Source organism: Myxococcus faecalis, assembly GCF_050039385.1.
Taxonomy (GTDB): Bacteria; Myxococcota; Myxococcia; order Myxococcales; family Myxococcaceae; genus Myxococcus; species Myxococcus fulvus.
Genome location: NZ_CP144336.1, coordinates 8,478,884 through 8,500,558, shown reverse-complemented (window position 1 = coordinate 8,500,558; position 21,675 = coordinate 8,478,884). Strand labels below are relative to the sequence as shown.

The following is a 21,675-nucleotide window of genomic DNA, read 5'->3' as shown; positions in this document are numbered from 1 at the left end:
GATCGGAGGAAGCATGCGAGGACTTCTCGGAGGACTGTCGCTGCTCGTCACCCTGACGCTGCTCGGCTGTGGAGGGGAGGACGCCCTCGCCGAGCCCGCCAAGGTGGAGGCCGGTGACCCGGCCGTCGAGGCCGCGGTCTGCCTTCCCTTGGGCTCGAAACTCTGCACGGCGAACAGCTCTTGCTGCTCGCTCTACTGTCGCAAGGTCGCGGGTGCGACGTACGGCACCTGCTCCCGCTGAACGGGAGCCTCCTGGAGTCAGACGGGAACCGTCCGAACGATGGGCAAGTCCCTCACGCGTGTCCCCGTCAGGGCGAAGAGCGCATTGGCGATGGCGGGGGCTACCGGGGGCACGCCCGGCTCGCCCACGCCACCCGGGGGCGCGTCACTCTGGATGATGTCCACGTGGATGGCCCGGGGCGCGTCGGCCATGCGCACCAGCTTGTAGTCGCGGAAGTTCGACTGCTCCGTCGCGCCGCCCTTCATCGTGATGGCGCCGTAGAACGCCAGGCTCATGCCGAAGATGACGGAGCCCTCCATCTGCGAGCGGACGCGGTCCGGGTTCACCACCAGCCCCGCGTCCACCGCCACCCACGCCTCGTCCACGCGCGCCCGTCCCGCCGCGTCCTTCTTCATCGACACCACCACGCCCACGTAGCTCAGGAAGCTGCGGTGCGCGGCGAGCCCCAGCGTGCGGCCATTCTTCTCGCGCTCGCTCCAGCCCGACATCGCCGTGACGCGCTCGATGACCCCGCGCAGCCGCGCCGCGTTCACCGGATGTGCCTCCACCGGCGCGCCATAGTTCGGCAGCGCGCTCACACCCAGCTCCGCCACGGACACGAGGCGCGGAGGCCCGATCACCTCCAGCAGGTTCTCCCGCGGGTCCATCCCCCGCGCATGCGCCAGCTCGTCCATGAACGAGCCCACCGCGAAGCCGTGGAAGATGTTGTTCACCGAGCGCAGCCAGCCGATGCGCACCTTCGCCAGCGCCTCGCCCATCTCCGCGCGCACGTTCGGAATCGCCAGCGCCAGGTCCAGCACGCCCTGGTTCAAATCCCTCGCCACCGGCCCCGTCACGTCCTCGGAGAACGTGGAGCGGATGGCCGGGAAGGACGTGCGGTGCAGCCACGCCGTCGGCTTGCCCGCCGCGTCCAATCCGCAGCTCAGCCGCTGCGCGCTGGCCGAGTGGTAGTAGTCATGACGGATGTCGTCCTCGCGCGTCCACTGCACGCGCACCGGCACGCCCGCCATCTTCGCCAGGTGCACCGCCTCCGCGACGAAGTCCGCCTTCGACTTGCGCCCGAAGCCACCGCCCAGCAGCGTGACGTTCACCGTCACCTTGTCCTCGGGCAGCCCCGACGCCTGCGCCGCCTCGGTGCGCGCCGCCTGCGGATGCTGCGAAGGCGCCCACACCTCGCAGACCCCATTCGCCACCCGCGCCAGCGCCACCGGCGGCTCCATGGGCGCGTGCGACAGGTGCGGCGCGTAGTACTCCGCCTCCACCACCCGCGCGGCGCTCGCGAGCGCCTTGTCCACGTCCCCCACCGTGCGCGCCGGCTTGCCCGGCACCCGCACCGACTCCAGCAGCGCCTCGCGGTACTTCACCGAGTCGTACTCGGCGTTGGGACCGTCCTCCCAGGTGATGTCCAGCGCCGCGCGGCCCCGCATCGCCGCCCACGTGTTCTCCGCCAGCACCGCCACCCCACCCCAGCCCTGGAAGACATAGGGCCGCTTGGGCACGGGCAGCTCCAGCACCTGCTTCACGCCCGGAATCGCGAGCGCCTTCGCGGCGTCGAAGCGCACCACCTTCCCACCGACGACGGGAGGCCGAGCCACCACCGCGATGAGCATGCCCGGTAGCTTCACGTCCGCGCCGAAGACGGCCGTGCCCATGACATAGGCCGGCCCGTCCAAGAGCGGCAGCTCCTTGCCCACGTAGCGCAGCTCCGACGAGGGCCGCAGCGCCACGGACTCCGCCTTCGGCACCGGCAGCTTCGCCGCGTCCGCCACCAGCTCTCCGAAGCCCAGCGAGCGGGAGCTCCGCTTGTGGAACACCGCGTGCTCCCTCGCCTCGCAGTCCGAGGCCGGCACCTTCCAGCGACGCGCCGCCGCGGCCACCAGCATCTCCCGCGCCGTGGCGCCCGTGCGGCGCAGCGACTGGTACACGCCCCGGATGCTGCTGGAGCCATCCGTGTTCTGGTCGCCATACACGGCGTCACCCACGGCCTGCACCACCTTCACCCGCGCCATGTCCGCGCCCAACTCGTCCGCCACCACCACCGGCACCGAGCTGCGGACGCCCTGCCCCATCTCCGAGCGGTGGCAGACAATGGTGACCTGCCCATCCGAGGCGATGTGCACGAAGACGTTGGGCTTGAGCTCCGCGGGCTTGCCCTTCGCGCCCTGGGCCGCGCCCGCCAGCGTCACGGTGGGCACCACGCCCAGCGCCAGCCCTCCCACCGAGAGGTTGAGCCCTTCGAGGAAGGAGCGCCGGGAAATCAACTCAGGCTGTTGGCTCATCGCGTCCTCGTCACTTCGCGTCGGGCGTGCCCGCGGCCTTCTTCACGGCCGCGCGGATGCGCGTGTACGTCCCACAGCGGCAGAGGTTGCCCGCGAGCGACTGGTCGATGTCCTGGTCCGTCGGCCGCGGCTTCTTCACCAGCAGCGCCGCCGCGCACATCAGCTGTCCCGACTGGCAGAACCCGCACTGCGGCACGCCCATCTCCACCCACGCGCGCTGGAGCGGATGGCTGCCGTCCGGCGACAGGCCTTCGATGGTGGTGACGCTGTGCCCGTCCGCGCGGCGGATGGGCGTCACGCACGCGCGCACCACCTGCCCGTCCAGGTGCACGCTGCACGCGCCGCACAGCGCCTCACCGCAGCCGTACTTCGTCCCGGTCAGCCCGAGCACGTCGCGCAGCGCCCACAACAGCGGCATCTCCGGGTCCACGTCCAGCACCTGGTCCACGCCGTTGACCTTCACGCGAATGCTCATGGCCGCGCCTCCTCGCTGGGGCACTCCGCGCCCGTCTCCACCCACGCGCCCACCAGCGCGCCGAACTGTTCCTGGGTGCCCGGCGCGGGCTCCCGCCCGGAGCCCGGCGTCCAACCCCACGCCACCAGCTCGTCATGCGCGTTGTGCTCGACGATTTGCGCCAACGTCTTGCCTCCGTTCCTCGCGGGGTCCTTGAGCTGCTCGCACACCTGCCGGGGGCTCTTGCCCACCCAGGCCATGGACAGCGGCGCCAGGTGCCAGTTCGGCGCCCCCGGCACGCGCGTCAGCGCCTGGTTGCGGTCCTGGTGACAGCCCGCGCACTCCATGCCCACGACGCCGAAGCCCTCGGGGCCTCGCGTCACGGGCGGGTCATGCGGCTTGAAGCCCATCTCCTGGAAGGGGCTGTCCCCATCCGGATGGCAGTTCGCGCAGCGCGGATGCAGCAGCACGCGACTGGCTTCGAGGAACAGCGCCCGGGAGCGCTGCTTCGGGTCCTCGATGCGCTGGAACATGTCCAGGGAGCGCAGCTCGCGGGCGTCGACCCGCGGAAGCGGCTCCCACTGCGCAGCCTCGGTATCGGGCTGACGCCGACATCCTCCGGCGCCCGCGAGGAAGAACACGGAGGCCATGACCGGAAGGGCGAGCTTCATCGCGACAAGGTTCTGGCATGTCGCCCCCCTGCTCAAGCCGAATGTTCCACGGACTCCCGCCACTGAACGTGGAGGTGGGAGTCACACGCCCCTTTCCCACTTCACCTTGCGGAGGGGTCGCGAGGACGACGCGTCTTGCCCACCGGGCGTCGCGCGCGCCTCGCCGGGGGCGTGGGAGGCGCCTCGCCAGGCCCCTTCCGGGTGCGCTCCGACAGCGCGGCCCTCGGCGCTCGCTTGAGGCTCGGCGCCCGGGGCACCGAGGGAGCCACCACGAACATCATCCAGAGGAAGTCATACATGGGCGAGGACCTCAGAAACCTCGAAACAGGGGACGCCCCTGGGACAACCCGGCCCACGGGATGGCGCACGCGACCAGCCCCATCGCGACGAGCAGCCCCAGGGCCCAGGCGCGGTGCCGCGTCACCGGCACGTCCGCGCGCTGGCTCAACGCGGACCCCATGTGCGCGGCAACCAACGCCAGCAGCATCAGCGTCGGGTGTTCGATGCCGAAGAAGCGCAGCGTCGGGTGGGCCAGGCTCTCGCGCAGACCGCCTTGCAGCGAGAAGGGCGTGAACGGGCTCAGGCCCGAATAGAGCACCATCCCCAACAGCATCTGCGTGTCGAAGGCGGACACGCAGAACACCTGGAGCCGCCGGTCCCCGCGCGTCCACTCACGCCCCCCGCTCCAGCCCCGAAGCGCCCTTCCCAGCGCGAGCACGCCCAGCAGCACCACCGCCCAGCGCACCCACGAATGAAGGAAGAGCACCACCGGGTACGCGCTCACGCTCACCTCTCCGCCGTGGCGGGCATGGACTCAATCCAGCGCTGGACCACTCCGCGCCCCTGCTCATCCACCACGTGGGTGCCGAGGGGAGGCATCTGGACGGGAAGTCCGCGAGCGCTCATGCGGTGGAACAAGGTGCTGCGCTTCACGTCCCCCGGAGCGATGCGAGGCACGGCATCTCCGAACAGCCCCGTGGTGCGGAAGATGGAGCGCACGCCCACCGCCGTCTTCCACGCATCCGTCAGGTGCACCGAGCCCAGCTCCGCGGCCTCCAGGCGCAACAGCAGCCCGCCGCTTCCGCCCAACGCCAGCGGGTTGGTGTTGTGACAGGACACGCCGCAGTTCATGTGCAGGTAGCCCAGCGCCGCGCGGTCCACCTCGCTCCCCGGGATTCGCGGCGGAGGCTCGGGGGGATGGGTGAGCAGGCCCTCCTCCACCAGCTTCGCCAGCGTCAGTCCCCGCGCCGCCTCGTGCCCGAGCGCCACGGCCTCGAAGCCGAGCACCTCGTCCTCGCGCCCTCCGTGGCACGTCAGGCAGTCCACCTGGCTCGGGATTTCATGGCCCGGGGTCCCCGGCACGTTCTTCTCGCCGTCGGTGAGCTCGGTGGCCTGCTGGCCGTCGTCGCTCCAGCGGTACGTCGTCCGCAGCCACTTGCCCTCGGACTTCTTCCACAAGAGCCGCGTCTCGATGGGCCTTCCCTTCCAGCGGAACTCCTTCCAGAGCTTCGTGCCGGGAGGAAAACGCCACTCGTCCGGGCGCGAGGTGTCGATGCGCGTCCCGGGTGGCAGCTGGATGAAGCGCGACTTCTCCAGCCCGTCGCTCCAGAGCTGCAGGCCGGGCTCGAAGGCGCGAATCCCGGCGGCCACCGCGCGCTTCTCCCAGCCCTTGCCACCCTCGCCGTACAGGCCCGTACAGGCCACGTGCTGCAGCCCTCCGCCCTCGCAGACGATGCCGCCGTCCACGGCCTTCCAGCCGGCGCCCCCGCGCGAGGAGCGACGCTCACAGCCCGGAGCGAGGAGGACGAGGACAACGAGGCAGACGATTCGCACGCCGCCACACTAACGAAGGGCGCGGGCCGCATCGTGCGTCTTGGTGACGCACCCCGCGTCACTCCGTCTCACTGCCGCACGGGGTGCTTGGACAGCTTGCGCTGGAGGCTGCGGCGCTGGATGCGCAGCAGACGGGCGGCCTGGGAGATGTTGCCGCCACAGTCCGCGAGCACCCGCTGGATGTGCTCCCACTCCGCGCGCGCCAGCGAGGGCACCTGGTGCTCCAGGGCCGCGGCCTCTCCGGCGGGCAGCGTGGCGCCCGCGAAGGCCAGCAGGATGTCGTCCACGTCCACGGGCTTGGAGAGGTAGTGCGTGGCCCCACGGCGCACGGCCTCCACCGCCGTGGCGATGCTCCCGTAGCCGGTGAGGACCACCATCGTCGTGCGCGCATCCAGCGCCTTGAGCTCGCGCACCAGGTCGAGCCCCGAGCCATCCGGCAGCTTCAGGTCGATGACGGCGTAGCCGGGGCGCACCGACGGCGCCAGCTCGAGCGCCTCCTTCGCGCTGCCCACGCCGTGCGCGGTAAAGCCCTTGCGCCCGAAGGCGCGCACCAATCGCTCGCGATAGGGCTCGTCGTCGTCGATGACGAGCACCACCGCGGAGGTCTCAGGCCGCTGCATGGACAGCCTCCCTCCGGCACGGCAGCACGAGCGTGGCGCGCGTGCCCCGGCCCTCTTCCGTATCCAGCTCCAGTCGTCCGCCGCACAGCTCCGCGAACGTCTGACCCAGGAACAGCCCCAGCCCCATGCCCTGCCCCGCTGGCTTGGTGGTGAAGAACGGCTCGCCCACGCGCTCCAGCACCTCGCGGGGGATGCCCGTGCCCTGGTCCTCCACCACAAAGGCGGTGCCCTCCGCGTCGCCGTGCACGCTCAACGTGACGGGCGCCTGCGACGCCTCGCTCGCGTGCAGCGCGTTGCGCACCAGGTTGGCCAGCACCTGCACCAGCCCGCGCGTGGGGAAGAACAGCGACACGTCGGGCCCTTGCGTGAAGCGCAGCCGCGAGAGCTCCCCGGCCGACAGCTGCTCGCGCAGCAGCCCGAGCACCGCGCCCGTCGTGGTGCGCTCGGGCACCTCGCCGTAGGTCTGCCCCGCGCGCGCGCTCATGCGCTCCAGGATGTCCCGGCAGCGCTCCACCTGGTCGCGGATGAGCCTGGCGTCCTCGAGCGCCTCGTTCGGCTCCTCCTGGATGAGCGCCTCCAACTCGTTGGCCGCGATGGCGATGGTGCCCAACGGGGAGCCCAGCTCGTGCGCGGCGCCCGCCGCCAGGGTGCTCAGCGAGGCCAGCTTCTCCGCCCGCGCCGCGAGCAACTGGGCGCGCACCAGCGCCTCCTGTCTGTCCCGGAGCGCCGCCGACACCCGCGCCACCATCAGCGCGATGAGCATCACCGTCAGCGCGAAGGCGACCCACAGCCCCAGCACATGGCGAGAGTGCGGCGGCATGGGACTGGCCACATGCGCCACCTCGACCAGCGGCACGTGCCACTGCATCAGCGCCATGGGCCCCAGCACGGACAGCATGCACAGGCAGACAATCCAGCGCCGCCCCAGCACGAGCGCCGCCAGCGACACGTGCACCAGGTACAGCATGGCGAACGGGTTGTCCGGCCCCCCGGAGAGCGCGAGCATCGCCGTCAGCAGCATCGTGTCGAACGCGAGCACGCCACCCAGGTGGTGCGTCTTCACCACCGGCCCCCGGCGCAGCCACAGCGTCAAGAGCAGGTTGGACACACCCGTCGTCGCCACCAGCGCGAGCAGCGGTACCACCGGCAGGTCGAGCATCAGCACCCGCACGGCCACGATGATGGTGAGCCCCGTGCCCGCCACCGCGTGCCAGCGCAGGCGCGCGAGCCACCGCAGCGCAATCGCGCTGGACGACAGCAGGTCCACCATGTCCTGCGCGGAGCGGTGGAACGCGGAGCGAGGCGGAGGTTGTCTCGACGCCGGCGAGCCACGCGGGGCCGCCTGCGAGTCGGAGGGCGGGCGGAACACGCCTCCTTGTAACCCGTAAGCCCCCGGTCCGCGAGCGCGTCAAGTTGACGCAGGGGCACCGGGCCAGGGAGGAGGAACACGACGCCCCGCTTCCCTGGCCGGTGCGGGGCTTCGGTTAGATGTAGCCCATCAGCTCACCACGGTCCAAGGCCTCGCCCTTCGACGTGTACGAGGAGTACCAGGACGTGTTCTTGGTGCCGTACTGGTCCTTCTGGAAGTGGGAGTGGGGACCGGTGGCGTTGCCCGTGCCGCCCAGGTTTCCGACCTGGCAGCGGTTGCACGTGCGGTCATACGAGTCACTGGTCTTGATCCAATGCCACTGACGGAAGGACCAACCGCTGCCGAGGTTGAGCTTCGCCTCGTTCTGGTTGCCGCTGCCGTTGCCGTTGCACACCACGCCCGAGGTGCGCACCGTCACGTTCCAGTAGACGGTGGCGGACACGCCCGTCTGGGCCCCCCAGTAGTTGCAGCGCGAGTTCGCCACGTCCACGGCGCCGTGGTACGTGCCGCTCGAGTAGTACGTGGTGGCCGTCACGGTGCTCGGATACGGCGCCACGGCGGTGTACGCGAGCGCGGCCGTGGGAAGGGAGACCAGGGCCGCCAGCGCCATCAGGCGCGACTTGGAGCTACGCATCGTTGTTCCTTTCGGGCCGACTGTGCGGCCCCCAGAAGGACTGCTGCTCAGCGAGCCTGACGCAACCGCTGCTTCTCCCTCAGGAGCAGGCTCCACTCCTGAAGACCGGTACTCAACGCGCCAATCCAGGCGTCGACCTCGGCCACCAGCCTGGGGTCGACACTCCGCAGCGCCCGAAGCTCCGGCACCGCGCCCTGGAACCCCAGCCGCGCGAGGCTCTGGAGGATGGCCGTCCGCACACCCACGTCCTGTTCGGCGCGATACAGCGCGCCGAGCGTCTGACGCGCGCGCGCCATCTCCGACGCGGGCACCCCGCCCAGCGCCGTCGCCGCCGACGCGCGCACCTGCGCGTCATCGCTGCCCAGCAGCGTGTGCAGCGCCCCGGCGGAACCCGCGCCGATGGCCGCGGTGGAGATGTTGCCCAGGATTCTCGCCGTCACCTTCGCGTCATGGGACGCCGCGGCGGCCGCCACCGCCAGGTCCGACGACGGCCCGTGCATGCCCGCGTAGACGAACTGGTTGTCCTCGATGAGGTTCGTCGCGGCCTCCTCGCGGACCTGGGGCGAGGCGTCCCGCACCAGCCGCGAGTACATGTCCCCGGTGTGCTCCTCCGCGCTCGTGCGCCGCAGCGCGCGCGTGGCGGCCGCTCGCACCGCCGGGTCCGCGTCCCCGAGCGCGCGCTTCGCCACGAGCTGGAGCGTGCCCGGGCTCTCGCCCCGGTCCGTCTTCGCCGCCAGGGCCGCCGCCAGGTGCTCCACCATGACGGGCTCCGTCTCGCGCTCGAAGGCCGCGCGCAGCTGCGCCTCGGGCAGCGTGACGGCGGACTCCTTCAACAGCTCGCGCAGGTAGCGCCGGTACGCGGGCGACTTCGACTGGAGCCCTCGACGGATGGAGTCCATCAGCCCCTCCACCGAGCACGTCTCCGGCTGGAGCTCGGGAGGCGGCGCGGACCAGGAAGGGACGGACAGCAGGAGCGACGACAGGGCCAGCAGGCGAAGGGCTCGGAGAAAAGACGAGGTGCGCGTCATGGAGGGCTCAGTCGTGGTGGAGACAGCCGAGGGGGTCCTGGTCCGCCAGCGCGTTCCACACGCGCTCGAAGTCCACGACGCCGCTGGCGTAGATGCGCTCAAAGTCCTGGTACAGCGGCTGGAAGCGCGGGTCGATGAGCGCCATCTTCGCCATGACGGGCAGCGCCTCCTGTCCCGCGGCGCGCGCGGAGAAGCGGAACAGCGCCCATCTCACGCACACGTCCTGCTCCGGCTCGAAGGCGCGCGTGAAGGTGTCCAGCACCTTCGTCCGGTCCTCGGACAGGGCCAGGTTGTGCGCCGCGGCGCCGCGCGCGTCGGGGCTGCCCTCGGTGGTGAGCACCTTCGCGTAGCCGTCCGTGGCGCGCGCATCCAGCACCGGCGCCGTCTCCATCGGAGTGGAGAGCGCCATGTAGCGCACGTGCTCGTCGAGCGACTGCGTGCCGATGGTCAACAGCGAGTCCAGGTAGGGCGCCGCGTTCGCCGTGCGCCCGTAGTCGTTCTTCATCACCCGGGCGATGGTCCGCGCCGCCGCCCACCCCGCCTCACCCGAGGCCGGGTCCTTGGCGAAGTCCGAGAGCTTCGACAGCGCGTCGGGGGAGAGCTGCTTCTGCGTGTCCAACGCGGACAACACCCCCGCGCGCCGCTCGGGCGACAGCTCCACGTCCAGCCCCAGCTCCAGGATGCGTCGGGACACCTCCGGCAGGTGCACCGCGTCCGAGTCCTTCAGCGCCATCGCGAAGACCTTGAACTCCTTCGGCCCCGCCTCGCGCGTCCACTCCAACACCTCGCGCGCCTTGCTCGCGTCTCCGCCGATGAGCTCCGTCAGCCGCTCCTTGAGGTACATCCGGACCAGCGGGTCTCTCGACGCGAGCAGCGGCGCCGCCCACTCGCGGAACGTCTCCACGCTCACGCCGTCGTTGAAGCGCTCCAGCTCCCGCCAGCAGGTGGTGGCGTCGTACCGGGGCGCAGCCTCGACGGCCTCCTCCTCTTGGGCCGCGGCCAAGGCCCGCCCACCCGCGCGAGCGCCCCGATGCGGGGCCCCTCCGTCGGGCGTGACGCCAACAGCCGGCACCGGAGTCGAGGGCGCGGAGTTCCCACGCCAGGAGGCCACCACCCCCACGACCAACACCAGCAACAGCCCACCCACGAGCACGGCGACCACGCGATGGCGCGACAGCCGGCCCGAGGAGGTGGAGCGCGAAGACGATTCGGGACGCATGCCGCGCCGACCCTACTACGTGCTCCAATCACCCAGACCTTAAAATCTCAGAAATCAGATAATTACAGTATTCCTTCGAAGATACAATTCGCTCTGCCTTTCCACGACACGGCGGAACGGCTCATGGCGCAGAGGAAATGAGCACGGAGGTGGTGGCCGTCATCAGGTTGCCAGAGGCGTCCTTCGCCAGCCCGTACAGCTTGATGGGGCCCTTCACCGAGGGGAGCTTCACGCGCCATGAGTTCGGTGTGGCACCCGGCGTGGCGCGCAGGCGGATGACCTCACCGCGCTCGAAGCGGGTGGCCGCGCCCCGAAAGTTGTACGCGAAGGAGATGTCCAGCGGCCGGCCCTGCGGGTCCTTCACCTCGAAGGCCACGTCCGCCCAGGAGCCCGAGGTCTCCTTCTTCACGCCCTGGACGACGAGCGCGCCCACCTCCGGCAGGGGCGGCTGGGGCTTCTGCCCGGTGTACGCCTCTCGCACGGCGTGCCACGCGGGCCGCGTCGACTTGCCCGACAGCATGCCGAGCCACAGGCTGGTGTGGTCGAACGTGGAGCTGAAGTTGAAGACGAAGAGCCCCAGACAGTCACCGGCGCGCACGTGCGGCGCGAGCAGCGTGTTCCACGCGTCGACGATGACGGCGTACTTCTCCCGGTCATCGGGCTCGCGCGGGACGCCCCGCTCATCCTTGGGCGCGTCCCACTCGCCCTGCGCGCCGAACTCGGTGATGAGCCAGGGCTTGGTGGCGCCCTCCTTGCGCAGCGCCTCCGGCAGCGCCTGGAGCCCCCGTCCATAGACATTGAGGCCGTAGGCATCCAGCGACGGGACGAGCTTCTCCCACCACTTCACCGCGAGCACCCACGCATCCACCGAGATGACGGGGTGCGCGTCGTCCACCTTCTTGATGTCCCGGACCACGCCCTCCAGGAAGCGGGCGTAGGCCTCCTTCGCCGCGTCGTTGGGGCTGTTGAGGATGACCTCGTTGCCCACGCCCCACGCGAGCACCGCCGGGTGGTCCTTGTAGCGCCGCACGCTCTCCAGCGTGTCCTCGCGCTGCTTCTTCATGCCCGCCGTGTCGGTGAGATAGTCGAACGAGTCGTCGTCCTCCGCGCCGGGCTGGCCATGCCGCATCCACAGCCCGACGAGCACCTTGAGCCCGTGCTTGTGCGCCGCGTCCAGCAGCGGCTGCGTCTGCGGCCCCACTCCCCAGGTCCTCAAGGTATTGACGCCGAGCGCCGCGAGCCGCGCGCAGTCCTGCTCGTACGCGGCCGAGCCCGCGCTGCCGCTGAACGTCACCCCCTTGGCGACATGGGGGCGGCCATCCACCTGCAAGCTCCAGCCGCCCTCCCCCTTCACCAGGGTGGTCCGGGCCTCCGCCACCGGACCTACGGACAGCACCACCGCGAACAGCCACACCAGGACGACGCCAGGACAGCGAAGCGTAGGGGCCATTGGTAGATGGGTGGCGCGGTACCGGTCAGCGGCCCGTTTCCACCCGCCTCCTTTCAAACCGTACGTGCGGTTTTCCCGCATACGGCTTAACGAGAGTGTTGTCGTGCAGCATGCACGGTTTCGGGTAACGAATCGTCCCACGCAATCGGTGGAGCCCCTGTCCCCAGAACCATTCCCGATTCCACTCGTGAGCCTGTCCGGCTCGCAGGTTCCTTCCCCTGCGCTTCACCATGAACTGGTGCAGCCGCCTGCACACGTAGGAGTCGAGCTGATTGAACTTCCGGGCTGCATTCCCGCTGCGGAAGTAGTTGCCCCACCCTCGCAGCACCGGATTCAGGTCGGCGATGATGACTCGCACGTCCTTCACCCCGTACCGCTGACGACTCGTCAGCTCCTTCACCCGGGCCCTCACCCGCTTCATGCTCCGCGCTGACGGCCATCTGTGCAGGTAGTAGCGCTTGAGGCCACGCTCCTCCAGCAGCTTGCCCGACATGCGTTGATGCAGGTGACAGCCCAGGAAGTCGAAGCCTTCCTTGCCCTCGGTGAGTTCCACTCGCCGCGTCTTCTCCGGATGCAGTCGTAGCTTCAGCCTCTCGAAGATGATTCGCACTCTTCGTTCAGCCTCCTCGACAGCTTCGCGGCTTTTGCACAGCACCACGAAGTCATCCGCGTAGCGCACCAGCTCGCCTACCCGCGCGCACTGCCGCTGCCACACGCTGTCGAAGAAGTGCAGGTAGATGTTGGAGAGCAACGGAGAAACCACTCCGCCCTGCGGCGTCCCCGAGACCGTCTCGGAGTACCGGCCCTCTTCTACCACTCCCGCACTCAGCCACTGCCTCAGCAGCTTGAGCACCCTGCGGTCCGACACCCGTCGCTCCACCCGCTCCATCAGCAGCTCATGCTCGATGCTGCCGAAGTAATCGCGGATATCCGCGTCGAGCACGTGGCGACATCCGGCATTGACTACCTCCCGGATGCGCTCCAGGGCCTGCAACGCGCTTCGGCGAGGCCGGAAGCCATACGAGGACGGCAGGAAGTCCGCCTCGAATACCGGCTCCAGCACCAACTTCACCGCCATCTGCACGATGCGGTCCTTCACCGCCGGAATGCCCAGCGGCCTTCGCTTCCCGTCCGCCTTGGGGATGTACCGCCTCAGTACCGCGGGCGGCCTGTACGCTCCTGCTCGCAGCACCTCGCCCAGCTCCTCTACCAGCCGCTGCGCGCCGTACCGCTCCACCGCCGCCAGCGTGACTCCATCCACGCCAGCCGCGCCCTTGTTGCGTCGAACCCGCTCCCACGCTTCCCACAGGACGTCACTCCGGTGGACTCGGTCATACAGCGCATGGAAACGGCGCTCCTTGCACCGCTTGGCTGCCACGAAGAGCTTGCGCTGGAGTCGTCGAACTTTGTCGGTGGACTCTGGTCCACCGGGGAGATTGGAGCCGCCGTGGCGGCTCATGCCCTCGCGCTTACCTCCCACCCAAGCACCACTCAAGCAGGGGCCCTTCCCTCCGGGCGCGTTGTCCTGCACGCCCCTCATCGGTACTACGGCCCCCTCGGACTCCCGCTGCACTCCCCTCGCTTTCGCCTTCGGCTTATACGCGGGGCCCTGCCGCGACGACGGCTGCGCAGTCGGGTCTCTCCTGTTCCCCACCACTCCTTGAACACGTGCCGCGCCCCATACCCCGGGGAGTTCCGCTGCTTCACACCCGGACTCGTCCGCAGCGGACCTGGCCTTCACCGTGACATGCTCGGCTCGGCTCTCCCATTGTGTCTCTGTCGAGGCGGCAGGCTTCACTTCATGTTGCGGCCCGTGCTCTTGCTCCCTCCCTGTCGGAGGCTTTTGACGCCCCGCTGTGGCCTGCCGCCTCTCGGCGACCGGCTGGGGCCTGCTACCGGGCACTCCGGTGTCTACCCGGACGGGACTCTCACCCGCAGGTCTGGTGGAGCATGGACGTGCTCCTCTTTCTCGTCCTTCAGGACGCACCATGGGCGCGGAGGATAACGCCAGACAAATCGCGGGAAGAAATCCACCCGGGTCCGTTCAGCACCCCAGCAAAGGACCAATCACAATGAACTTCTTGCGAAACATCCGCCGGGACCGGCGGAGAGTCTGGGGTCTGGCGGCCGCGCTGGTGCTGGGCGCCTGTGGCGACAACGGCCTGCCGGAGACCGCCCGTCCGGCCGGAGACGAGCAGTTGGAGACCGCGACGACGGCGCAGCCGCTGGCGTTCTCCTCGCCCATGGACTTCTCGGAGCTGCGTGGGCTGCCCGCGGCGCCCGCCTCCATGGACACCACGGTGAGCGAGCTGCTCGCGGTGCTGCCCGACCCGCGCTTCGCCGACCTGCGCGGCGTGCTCCAGACGCGCCACCAGCCCACCGACAAGGTGCGCCTGCTGACGTCCTACGCGCGCGACTACCCCGTCTTCCTCAAGGGCCACCAAGCCCTGCTGCCCCAGGCCGATGGCGTCATCTCCGCCCAGAGCCCCGTCGTCACCTGGCAGACGCTGGCCTCCAACGCCTGCTCCTCCACCCACGCGTGCGCCAACCTGTTCGAGCCCACGCAGCAGGACACGGGCACCCTGGACCACAAGGTCATCGTCATCGTCGCGCCCCTCGTGGAGCTGGCCGCCCCGGTGCAGACGGGCGGCGCCACCCTCGTCGTCGCCTCCGGCGGCTTCACCTCGCGCGGCTTCTCCGTGCGCACCACGCCGGGCGCGCGCACGCCGCAGCAGGACGCGGACCCGATGGACCGCGTCGTGCCCCCGGGCCGCGACGGCCTCAACGGCGGCAGCTTCGTGCTCTACACCAACGTCCTCAACGGCGTGCGCGTCACCACCTCCGGCCAGAAGGGCGAGGATGGCTGGACGGGCGTCGACGCCACGGGCTCCCCGCCCACCACCACCATCACCGGCAACTACGGCCCGGACCCGAAGGTGAGCTGCAGCGGCACCCCCACCGCGCAAGCCGGCCACGGCAGCAACGGCGGCAAGGGCGGCCACTCCGGCGACGTCGTCATCCGCTACACCTCGCTCATCGGTCCCGGCGTCGTCAACGAGCCCCACAAGGCCTCCCCCATCACACCCGAGCAGTGCTTCCAGGACGAGGACGGCCCCTGCCACAGCCTGAAGTGCCGCTGGAACCCCGCCATCGCGCTGTGTGATTCGCGCACGGAGGCGGACAACACCCAGTGCAGCGACGGCAAGGACAACGACCTCAACGGCTACACCGACTGCGAGGACTACGCCTGCTCCAAGAACCCGCACGTCACCGTGTGCGCGGACGCGTCCTGGGGCCCCATCCAGCGCGAGGCCTCCGCCGAGTCCTGCAGCGACGGCAAGGACAACGACAACGACGGCAAGACGGACTGTCTGGACCCGGAGTGCAGCCAGCGCGGCTTCTGTCAGCAGAGCCGCGCGGCCAACAGCGAGTTCTCCGAGGAGACGTGCCAGGACGGCCACGACAACGACGGCGACGGCTTCGTCGACTGCGCCGACTTCGGCTGCAAGAACTTCGCGACCACCTGCGGCACCGCGGGCGAGGGCGGCGACGAGGAGTGCACGGACCTCATCGACAACGACGGCGACGGGCTGGGTGACTGCGCGGACCCGGGCTGCCACGGCAACGCGTACTGCGGCCTGGGCCCGGTGCTCCTGCTCACCACGGGCCTGGAGGAGACCAACGACGCGGCCTGCTCGGACGGCACGGACAACGACGTCGACGGTGACGTGGACTGCGCGGACAAGGAGTGCCGCTACAACCCCCGCGTGCTGAACGCCTGCGGCAGCGAGCGCACGGTGCTCAACTGCTCGGACGGCCTCGACAACGACGGTGACGGCAAGGTGGACTGCCAGGACCCCGGCTGCGCCGGCAACCCCTACGTGAAGGTCTGCGAGCCGGACACCTACCCGTTCCTCCAGGAGGCCACCGCCGCCACCTGCTCGGACGGCATCGACAACGACGGCGACTACTACTCGGACTGCTCCGACTTCCAGTGCAACAACAGCCCGCTGGCCGGCAACGTGTGCGGCGCGCAGGAGAACACCTTCGCCCAGTGCACGGACGGCCTGGACAACGACAACGACGGCTACAAGGACTGCTCCGACTCCACCTGCCGCAACAGCCCCTTCTTCGGGGACCTGGCGTGCCGGAATCAAATCCAGACCTGGCACGACGTGACGCTGGGGGACTCCTACAACGGCCGCTACGTCGACACCCGCGCGGAGATCGTCACCACCGCGCCGCTGTCCGGCAAGAAGGGCATCGCCGGCAAGCGCCTGTCCCGGACGGTGCAGGTGGTGGTGCAGGAGGCGCCTCCGGGCAGCTGCGAGTTCTACGACGACTACCTCTGCGTGCCTCGCGACGAGACGCGCACCTGCTACGTCGGCACCAAGGCCAATGACGGCGTGGCGGGCGCCGCGGGCACGGCGGGCACGCAGAAGGTGCTGCGCTCGATGCGCCGCGACGTGGACATGCTGCGCGCCCTGCTCGCGCCCCAGTCCTGGCGCGTGTCGCAGTCCCACGCCAACGCCCTCTTCAAGCGGGGCGAGCTGCAGCGCGCGGGCTTCCACTACCTGCAGAACATCATGGAGATGGGCGGCATCCTCGCCCAGGCGGGCCTGGTGTGTGACGAGACGCCCGCGGCGGGCCGTCCCTTCGCGGACCTGTACCTCTACGGCTCGCTGTGCCCGCTGATGGCCCACGACGTCACGCGCCTGAGCTTCCTGCAGAGCCAGCGCAACTTCTACGGCCTGGCCAAGGACACGCCCTTCAACCCCCACCTGCGCTACGAGCAGCTGCGCGCGGAGTTCGACTCGCTCTACGACGTGCTCGACAGCTCCGTGAACCAGTGGCTCACGCTGGCCAACGGCACGCAGCTGTCCGCGTGGATGTCCCAGAACCAGGCCGCGCTCAACGCGGACGTCGGCGTGCTGGAGGCGGAGAAGGTGGTGGCCGACCAGCGCATCACCGTGGCGAACGCCTCCATGTCCGCGCTCCAGCAGTCCATGAACAACCGCAAGGCGGCGATTCAGCTGATGACCGAGAACATCCAGGCCACGGACCAGCGAATCACGGACCACTACAACACCAGCAAGGGCTTCGGTGAGTTCCTGCTGGACCTGGTCGGCACGGTGGCCGCGGCCTACGGCGGCGAGTTCCTGGCGGACCTGGCGGGCAAGGCGGCCGAGTCCCTGTGGAGCGAGGTGAAGAAGAGCTTCCAGTCGGAGTCCAGCGGCACGCCCGTGGCCGGCGCGGGCGCGCCCAGCAGCGAGAGCGGCTCCATCCAGACCCTGCTGTGGGACGCCATCAAGACGAGCGCCGCCAACGCCGCCGCGAGCAAGCCCTTCAAGGACAAGCTCAAGAGCGGCGGCACCGAGCTGTGGGACATCGTCTCCGGCAACCAGAAGAAGCCCGCGCGCAGCATCATCTCCGACGAGGTGAAGAAGGAGATCCTCTCCCAGTCGCAGGTGGAGATGACGCTGGACCTGATGGACCTCCAGGCCCAGGTCACCAAGGCCCAGGCGGAGTACCGGCTGGCGCTGATGGAGCGGGACCTGGTGACGCTGCGCCAGCGCAACTCGGTGGCCGCGCGTGACGCGCTCAACGACATCCTGGCCTTCGGCAACGGCACGGAGCTGCGCAAGTTCGACCAGCTGCTCATCGGTCAGCAGGTGTACGCCCGCGCGCTGCGCACGCTGGACCAGCTCTCCATCCGCTACTGGGAGCTCATCCGCGTGGCCGAGTACCAGTACCTGCCCTTCGACGCGTCCACCGGCGACAGCGCCATCCCCGTGACGTTCCGCGAGAACTACGACTTCAACCTGGCCAACTACCCGGACATGAAGACGCGACTGGTGCAGCACCTGGACAGCCTGCCCACGCACACGGTGATGAGCCTGACGCCGTACTATCGCCGCCTGGCCGCCACCGACTTCCACCCGCTCACCGTCAACGAGTCCGAGCGCATGAAGGCGCTGGGAGATCTGGTCACCGCCGGGACGACGTACCGGGCGGCGCGCTTCCAGGTGACGCCCACGGACGTGAGTGCCTCCACCGTGCTGTCGCTGCGCAAGGGCCACCGCGTGCGCAACGTGCGCGTCAACGTCGTCACGGCCACGGGCGCCTCCGTGTCGGTGCCGGCGGTGCTGGTGCGCGACACCATGGACGGGTTCAAGCTCGGCAACTACTTCGCCGAGTTCGAGCTGGTGGACCGGGACGAGTACACCTCCGGCGGGACGCGGCAGGTGCTCCACTACGTGCCCTTCACCGCCTGCGTCTCCGGCCCGCCCGCGTGCGACGTCGCCGACCCGGCGTGCTCCACCCCGTTCCAGGGCGCGGCCTTCACGGACGCGTGCAGCGTGGCGCCGGGCGGCTCCACGCCGGCCAACAACTCCTTCTATGACCGGAGCCTGTTGGGCGAGTGGACGCTGCTCATCGACACGGCCAGCTTCACGGGCCTGGGCGATGTGCGCGCCGCCGAGGTCGTCTTCATGACGGCCGGCATCACCATCTAATCGTCTTGACTCCGGGTGCGGGCTCGCGGACCTCCGCGGGCCCGCGCCCGCCAAAAGGGGTGGCTCCCTGGAGCGGGCCGGCGCAGCATGCGCCCCATGGAGACTCCCAAGCGAGTGCCGACGGCGCTCACCATCGCCGGCTCCGACAGTGGCGGTGGCGCAGGCATCCAGGCGGACCTGAACACCTTCTCGTATCACCGGGTGCACGGCACCACCGCGCTCACGGCCGTCACCGCGCAGAACACCCGGGGCGTCACCAGGGTCGACGTGCTCCCCGCCGCCGCCGTGGCCGCGCAGGTGGACGCCGTCATCGACGACCTGGGCGTGGGCGCGGTGAAGACGGGCATGCTCGTCAACGCGGAGATCATCTCCGTCGTCGCGTGGCGGCTGAAGGCGCTCAAGCCAGGCCCGCTCGTGGTGGACCCCGTCATGGTGTCCCGAGCCGGCGCGCGCCTCATCGACGACTCGGCCGTCGGTGCGCTCAAGGAGCACCTGCTCCCGCTCGCGGACGTCGTCACGCCCAACCGGCACGAGGCGCAGCTGCTCTCCGGGATGGACCTGCAGACGCTCGAGGACATGAAGGAGGCGGCCCGGCGCATCCACCAGCTCGGCCCGCGGGCGGTGCTGGTCAAGGGCGGCGGCATGTCGGGCGAGCTGCGCGGCCTGGACGTCTGGTTCGACGGGGAGCGGATGGAGACGTTGTTCCTGCGCTCGGTGAAGACGCACAACACGCACGGCACGGGATGCACCCTGTCCGCGGCCATCGCCGCGTGGATGGCGCTGGGGCAGGCGCCCTTCGAGGCCACCCGTCGCGCCAAGACCTTCGTCACCTCGGCCCTGGAGCACCCGCTCCCCCTGGGGCAGGGGCATGGTCCCTTCAGCCACTTCTCCCCGCTCGAGCCCTCCTGAGGGGCCGGGTGGAAATGGGGCGGAAAATCCCGTGGGAAATGGGCGGTCGATTTCCCGCCGGCCTGTTCGACCCTGGGGCGGGAGACTTCACTCCCCTTCGTCATCGTGAGGATGGACCCATGAAGTACCTGCTGATGCTGTTCGAGAACGAGAAGGCCTGGGACGCGCTGCCGCAGGAGGAGGCCCAGAAGGTGCTGGAGGAGTACGCGGCCTTCAGTGAGTCCATCGAGAAGAGCGGGAACAACATCGCGGGCGAGGCGCTTCAGCCGACGTCCACGGCCACCACGGTGCGTGTGCGGGACGGCAAGCGGCTGACGACGGACGGGCCGTTCGCGGAGACTCGCGAGCAGCTGGGCGGCTTCTTCCTGGTGGAGGCGAAGGATTTGGACGAGGCGATTGCCCTGGCCTCACGCATCCCCGCCGCGAGGTCGGGCTGCGTGGAGATACGCCCGGTGATGGACTACTCCGACGTCATGGGCTGAGGCCCGGAGTCGGAGCGGGTCGTCCATGGAGGAGGTGCGGTCCATCGTCGAGCAGACCTATCGCGCCGAGCATGGCCGCATCGTGGCCATGCTCATCGGCGCGATGGGGGGAGACTTCGCCTCGGCGGAGGAGGTGGTGCAGGAGTCCTTCGAGGCGGCGCTCCAGCAGTGGCCGCGCGAGGGGATTCCGCGGGAGCCTCGCGCGTGGCTCCTGCGGGCCGCGCGCAACAAGGCGGTGGACCGGATGCGCCGGGGCGTGCGCCTCGGCGCCCGGGTGGATGCGTTGGAGGTGGTGGCGAGGCTGGAGCAGGAGCTGGCCGCCACGCCGAGTGGTGAGGACTGGGAGGCGCATCCGGACGACTCGCTGCGACTGCTCTTCACATGCTGCCACCCTGCCCTCTCCGTGGACGTGCAGGTCGCGCTGGCCCTGCGCACGTTGTGTGGGCTGACGACGGAGGAGGTGGCAAGAGCGTTCCTCGTGCCTCCAGCGACGATGGCGCAGCGGCTGGTGCGCGCGCAGCGCAAGATTCGAGACGCGCGCATTCCGTATGTCATCCCGGAGCCTGACGCGTTGGGGGAGCGCACCCGGGGCGTCCTGCATGCCATCTACCTGCTCTTCTCGGAGGGGCACTCCGCGACGCAGGGCACGGAGCTGGTGCGCGTGGACCTGTGCGAGGAGGCGCTGCGGCTGGCCCGGCTGACGTGCGACCTGTTGCCCCGCCATCCCGAGGCCACCTCGCTGCTGGCGATGATGCTGCTCCACCATTCCCGGCGCCACGTGCGGGTGGCCGAGGATGGTGGACTGGTCCTGTTGGACCGGCAGGACCGCGGGCGATGGGACGCGGCGAACATCGCGGAGGGGCTGTCCCTGCTCGACACCGCGTTGTCCCTGCGAGCCTTCGGTCCGTACACGGTGCAGGCGGCCATCGCGGCGCTGCATGCACAGGCGAAGCGGCCGGAGGACACGGATTGGGAGCAGATCGCCGCGCTCTATGAGCGGCTGGCGAAGCTGACACCGGGTCCGGTGGTGGAGCTCAACCGCGCGGCGGCGGTGGCGATGGCGAAGGGCCCGGCACAGGGGCTGGTGTTGGTCGACGACCTGGAGTCGTCCGGACGACTCACCGAGCACCACCTGCTGCCCGCGGCTCGCGCGGAGCTGCTGCGCAGGCTGGGGCGCAGGGACGAAGCCGTGGCGGCCTACCGTCGCGCGCTCGCCCTGGTGCGCACGGAGCCAGAGCGCCGCTTCCTCGAGGAGCGACTACGGGAGGTGCTCGCGGACACGCCCTCGACCTGAACAGCTGCCAGTGCCCTTCCAAGTCGACGGACCTACCGACCCATGAAGTCCAGGAGCGCTTTGACCCTGCTCGAATGGGTCAACTTTGCTTCTTCGCACCGGAGCGACGCGAGCCAGTTTCGGACCTCTGCCGCAGGCTCTCCCAACTGAATCAACTGACCTCTTCGTATCCGAGCCATTTCAACGAGATCCTGACTGAACTCGCTGTACGGTCGAGGCTCGGGCAGCCGCCAGAGCTTCACGATGGGGAGCGCCGTATTCCACTGCTCGACCACGTCTGGGTACTGACGGACCATGTCCGGATTTGCAATCTCGCGCGTGGCGGCGCCAGCAAGCACCGCGAGAGTACAAACCGCGAATATCCGGCCGCAGACTTCCGCGGTGACCGGCCCCGCGACAGCCTTCGGTTTCAGAGGAATGGCTAGCAAGACCGGAGCGCCACGCTGATAGTGACGACCTGCATCCGTGGCATTTTGAGAGAGTGGGAAGGCGAGGACGCCCCAGTCTTCCATGTTCGTCGCATAGACGTGCTTGAAGTAGATTCTGCCGTTCAAGTTGATGTCCACGACGCATCCCTTCTGTCCGCAAGTGGAGAGCGACAGCAAACTGATGGTCTTCAGGGCGTTACTGGCGCAGGGTAACGACCCGCCGCGCCAGCCACTACGCACCCTTGGGCG

The 21,675-nt window shown here is 69.6% G+C and carries 18 protein-coding genes; 5 read left to right on the top strand and 13 right to left on the bottom strand.

Annotated elements, in window-relative coordinates:
• Window positions 1–13: 13 nt before the first annotated feature.
• Window positions 14–241 carry a hypothetical protein gene (locus tag VZQ01_RS34350; RefSeq protein WP_223745761.1) on the top strand — a complete coding sequence of 76 codons (228 nt, stop codon included), beginning with the start codon at window positions 14–16 and terminating at the stop codon, window positions 239–241.
• A 17-nt stretch (window positions 242–258) separates the two neighbouring features.
• Here the strand turns inward: VZQ01_RS34350 and VZQ01_RS34345 are convergent, their stop codons facing one another.
• From VZQ01_RS34345 to ltrA, 12 genes are all read right to left on the bottom strand, one after another.
• Complete coding sequence (locus VZQ01_RS34345; RefSeq protein ID WP_426745741.1) at window positions 259–2,520, bottom strand: xanthine dehydrogenase family protein molybdopterin-binding subunit; 2,262 nt, start codon at window positions 2,518–2,520, stop codon at window positions 259–261.
• A gap of 10 nt (window positions 2,521–2,530) precedes the next feature.
• Window positions 2,531–2,995 (bottom strand): (2Fe-2S)-binding protein, encoded by a 465-nt coding sequence (locus VZQ01_RS34340; protein ID WP_046718233.1) that lies wholly within the window; start codon window positions 2,993–2,995, stop codon window positions 2,531–2,533.
• Window positions 2,992–3,645 (bottom strand): hypothetical protein, encoded by a 654-nt coding sequence (locus VZQ01_RS34335; protein ID WP_046714905.1) that lies wholly within the window; start codon window positions 3,643–3,645, stop codon window positions 2,992–2,994. The genes VZQ01_RS34340 and VZQ01_RS34335 overlap by 4 nt, the downstream gene beginning before the upstream one ends.
• Window positions 3,646–3,955: 310 nt before the next feature.
• A complete protein-coding gene (locus VZQ01_RS34330) occupies window positions 3,956–4,429 on the bottom strand; it encodes a hypothetical protein (protein WP_408889837.1) in 474 nt (157 codons plus the stop codon).
• A 2-nt stretch (window positions 4,430–4,431) separates the two neighbouring features.
• Window positions 4,432–5,478 (bottom strand): hypothetical protein, encoded by a 1,047-nt coding sequence (locus VZQ01_RS34325; protein ID WP_426745738.1) that lies wholly within the window; start codon window positions 5,476–5,478, stop codon window positions 4,432–4,434.
• A gap of 68 nt (window positions 5,479–5,546) precedes the next feature.
• Complete coding sequence (locus tag VZQ01_RS34320) at window positions 5,547–6,098, bottom strand: response regulator transcription factor (protein WP_046714908.1); 552 nt, start codon at window positions 6,096–6,098, stop codon at window positions 5,547–5,549.
• Window positions 6,085–7,467: an ATP-binding protein gene (locus VZQ01_RS34315; RefSeq protein WP_426745736.1), complete on the bottom strand. Its 1,383-nt coding sequence runs from the start codon at window positions 7,465–7,467 to the stop codon at window positions 6,085–6,087. Before VZQ01_RS34315 ends, VZQ01_RS34320 begins: the two co-directional genes overlap by 14 nt.
• Before the next feature lie 115 nt (window positions 7,468–7,582).
• Window positions 7,583–8,101, bottom strand: coding sequence for a hypothetical protein (locus VZQ01_RS34310; protein ID WP_141323642.1), 519 nt, complete (start codon window positions 8,099–8,101; stop codon window positions 7,583–7,585).
• Window positions 8,102–8,148: 47 nt separating this feature from the next.
• Entirely contained in the window at window positions 8,149–9,129 is a 981-nt protein-coding gene (locus VZQ01_RS34305) for a HEAT repeat domain-containing protein (RefSeq protein WP_223745756.1), read from the bottom strand.
• Between the two features lie 7 nt (window positions 9,130–9,136).
• Window positions 9,137–10,348 carry a hypothetical protein gene (locus tag VZQ01_RS34300; protein WP_426745735.1) on the bottom strand — a complete coding sequence of 404 codons (1,212 nt, stop codon included), beginning with the start codon at window positions 10,346–10,348 and terminating at the stop codon, window positions 9,137–9,139.
• A 121-nt stretch (window positions 10,349–10,469) separates the two neighbouring features.
• Window positions 10,470–11,762 (bottom strand): glycoside hydrolase family 2 TIM barrel-domain containing protein, encoded by a 1,293-nt coding sequence (locus VZQ01_RS34295; protein WP_426745734.1) that lies wholly within the window; start codon window positions 11,760–11,762, stop codon window positions 10,470–10,472.
• Window positions 11,763–11,823: 61 nt separating this feature from the next.
• Window positions 11,824–13,257, bottom strand: coding sequence for a group II intron reverse transcriptase/maturase (gene ltrA / locus VZQ01_RS34290; protein ID WP_426745732.1), 1,434 nt, complete (start codon window positions 13,255–13,257; stop codon window positions 11,824–11,826).
• A 613-nt stretch (window positions 13,258–13,870) separates the two neighbouring features.
• On the opposite strand from ltrA, the gene VZQ01_RS34285 reads away from it, so the two are divergent.
• From VZQ01_RS34285 to VZQ01_RS34270, 4 genes are all read left to right on the top strand, one after another.
• On the top strand, window positions 13,871–18,313 hold the full coding sequence (locus tag VZQ01_RS34285; RefSeq protein ID WP_426745731.1) for a hypothetical protein: 4,443 nt from the start codon (window positions 13,871–13,873) through the stop codon (window positions 18,311–18,313).
• An 87-nt stretch (window positions 18,314–18,400) separates the two neighbouring features.
• Complete coding sequence (gene thiD / locus VZQ01_RS34280; RefSeq protein WP_223784128.1) at window positions 18,401–19,222, top strand: bifunctional hydroxymethylpyrimidine kinase/phosphomethylpyrimidine kinase; 822 nt, start codon at window positions 18,401–18,403, stop codon at window positions 19,220–19,222.
• A gap of 119 nt (window positions 19,223–19,341) precedes the next feature.
• The gene (locus tag VZQ01_RS34275) at window positions 19,342–19,704 is read left to right on the top strand and encodes a YciI family protein (protein ID WP_141323632.1); all 363 of its coding nucleotides are present in this window, start codon (window positions 19,342–19,344) and stop codon (window positions 19,702–19,704) included.
• Between the two features lie 25 nt (window positions 19,705–19,729).
• Entirely contained in the window at window positions 19,730–20,998 is a 1,269-nt protein-coding gene (locus tag VZQ01_RS34270) for an RNA polymerase sigma factor (protein ID WP_426745729.1), read from the top strand.
• A gap of 32 nt (window positions 20,999–21,030) precedes the next feature.
• Here VZQ01_RS34270 and VZQ01_RS34265 read toward each other — a convergent pair whose 3' ends face one another.
• Window positions 21,031–21,564, bottom strand: coding sequence for a hypothetical protein (locus tag VZQ01_RS34265; protein ID WP_426745728.1), 534 nt, complete (start codon window positions 21,562–21,564; stop codon window positions 21,031–21,033).
• Between the last annotated feature and the right edge of the window lie 111 nt (window positions 21,565–21,675).

Excerpts from the sequence above, each read along its gene's own strand:
- VZQ01_RS34350 (WP_223745761.1), top strand. The coding sequence starts at position 14 with ATGCGAGGACTTCTCGGAGGACTGTCGCTGCTCGTCACCCTGACGCTG.
- VZQ01_RS34345 (WP_426745741.1), bottom strand. The coding sequence starts at position 2,520 with ATGAGCCAACAGCCTGAGTTGATTTCCCGGCGCTCCTTCCTCGAAGGG.
- VZQ01_RS34340 (WP_046718233.1), bottom strand. The coding sequence starts at position 2,995 with ATGAGCATTCGCGTGAAGGTCAACGGCGTGGACCAGGTGCTGGACGTG.
- VZQ01_RS34335 (WP_046714905.1), bottom strand. The coding sequence starts at position 3,645 with ATGAAGCTCGCCCTTCCGGTCATGGCCTCCGTGTTCTTCCTCGCGGGC.
- VZQ01_RS34320 (WP_046714908.1), bottom strand. The coding sequence starts at position 6,098 with ATGCAGCGGCCTGAGACCTCCGCGGTGGTGCTCGTCATCGACGACGAC.
- VZQ01_RS34310 (WP_141323642.1), bottom strand. The coding sequence starts at position 8,101 with ATGCGTAGCTCCAAGTCGCGCCTGATGGCGCTGGCGGCCCTGGTCTCC.
- VZQ01_RS34305 (WP_223745756.1), bottom strand. The coding sequence starts at position 9,129 with ATGACGCGCACCTCGTCTTTTCTCCGAGCCCTTCGCCTGCTGGCCCTG.
- VZQ01_RS34300 (WP_426745735.1), bottom strand. The coding sequence starts at position 10,348 with ATGCGTCCCGAATCGTCTTCGCGCTCCACCTCCTCGGGCCGGCTGTCG.
- ltrA (WP_426745732.1), bottom strand. The coding sequence starts at position 13,257 with ATGAGCCGCCACGGCGGCTCCAATCTCCCCGGTGGACCAGAGTCCACC.
- VZQ01_RS34285 (WP_426745731.1), top strand. The coding sequence starts at position 13,871 with ATGAACTTCTTGCGAAACATCCGCCGGGACCGGCGGAGAGTCTGGGGT.
- thiD (WP_223784128.1), top strand. The coding sequence starts at position 18,401 with ATGCGCCCCATGGAGACTCCCAAGCGAGTGCCGACGGCGCTCACCATC.
- VZQ01_RS34275 (WP_141323632.1), top strand. The coding sequence starts at position 19,342 with ATGAAGTACCTGCTGATGCTGTTCGAGAACGAGAAGGCCTGGGACGCG.
- VZQ01_RS34270 (WP_426745729.1), top strand. The coding sequence starts at position 19,730 with ATGGAGGAGGTGCGGTCCATCGTCGAGCAGACCTATCGCGCCGAGCAT.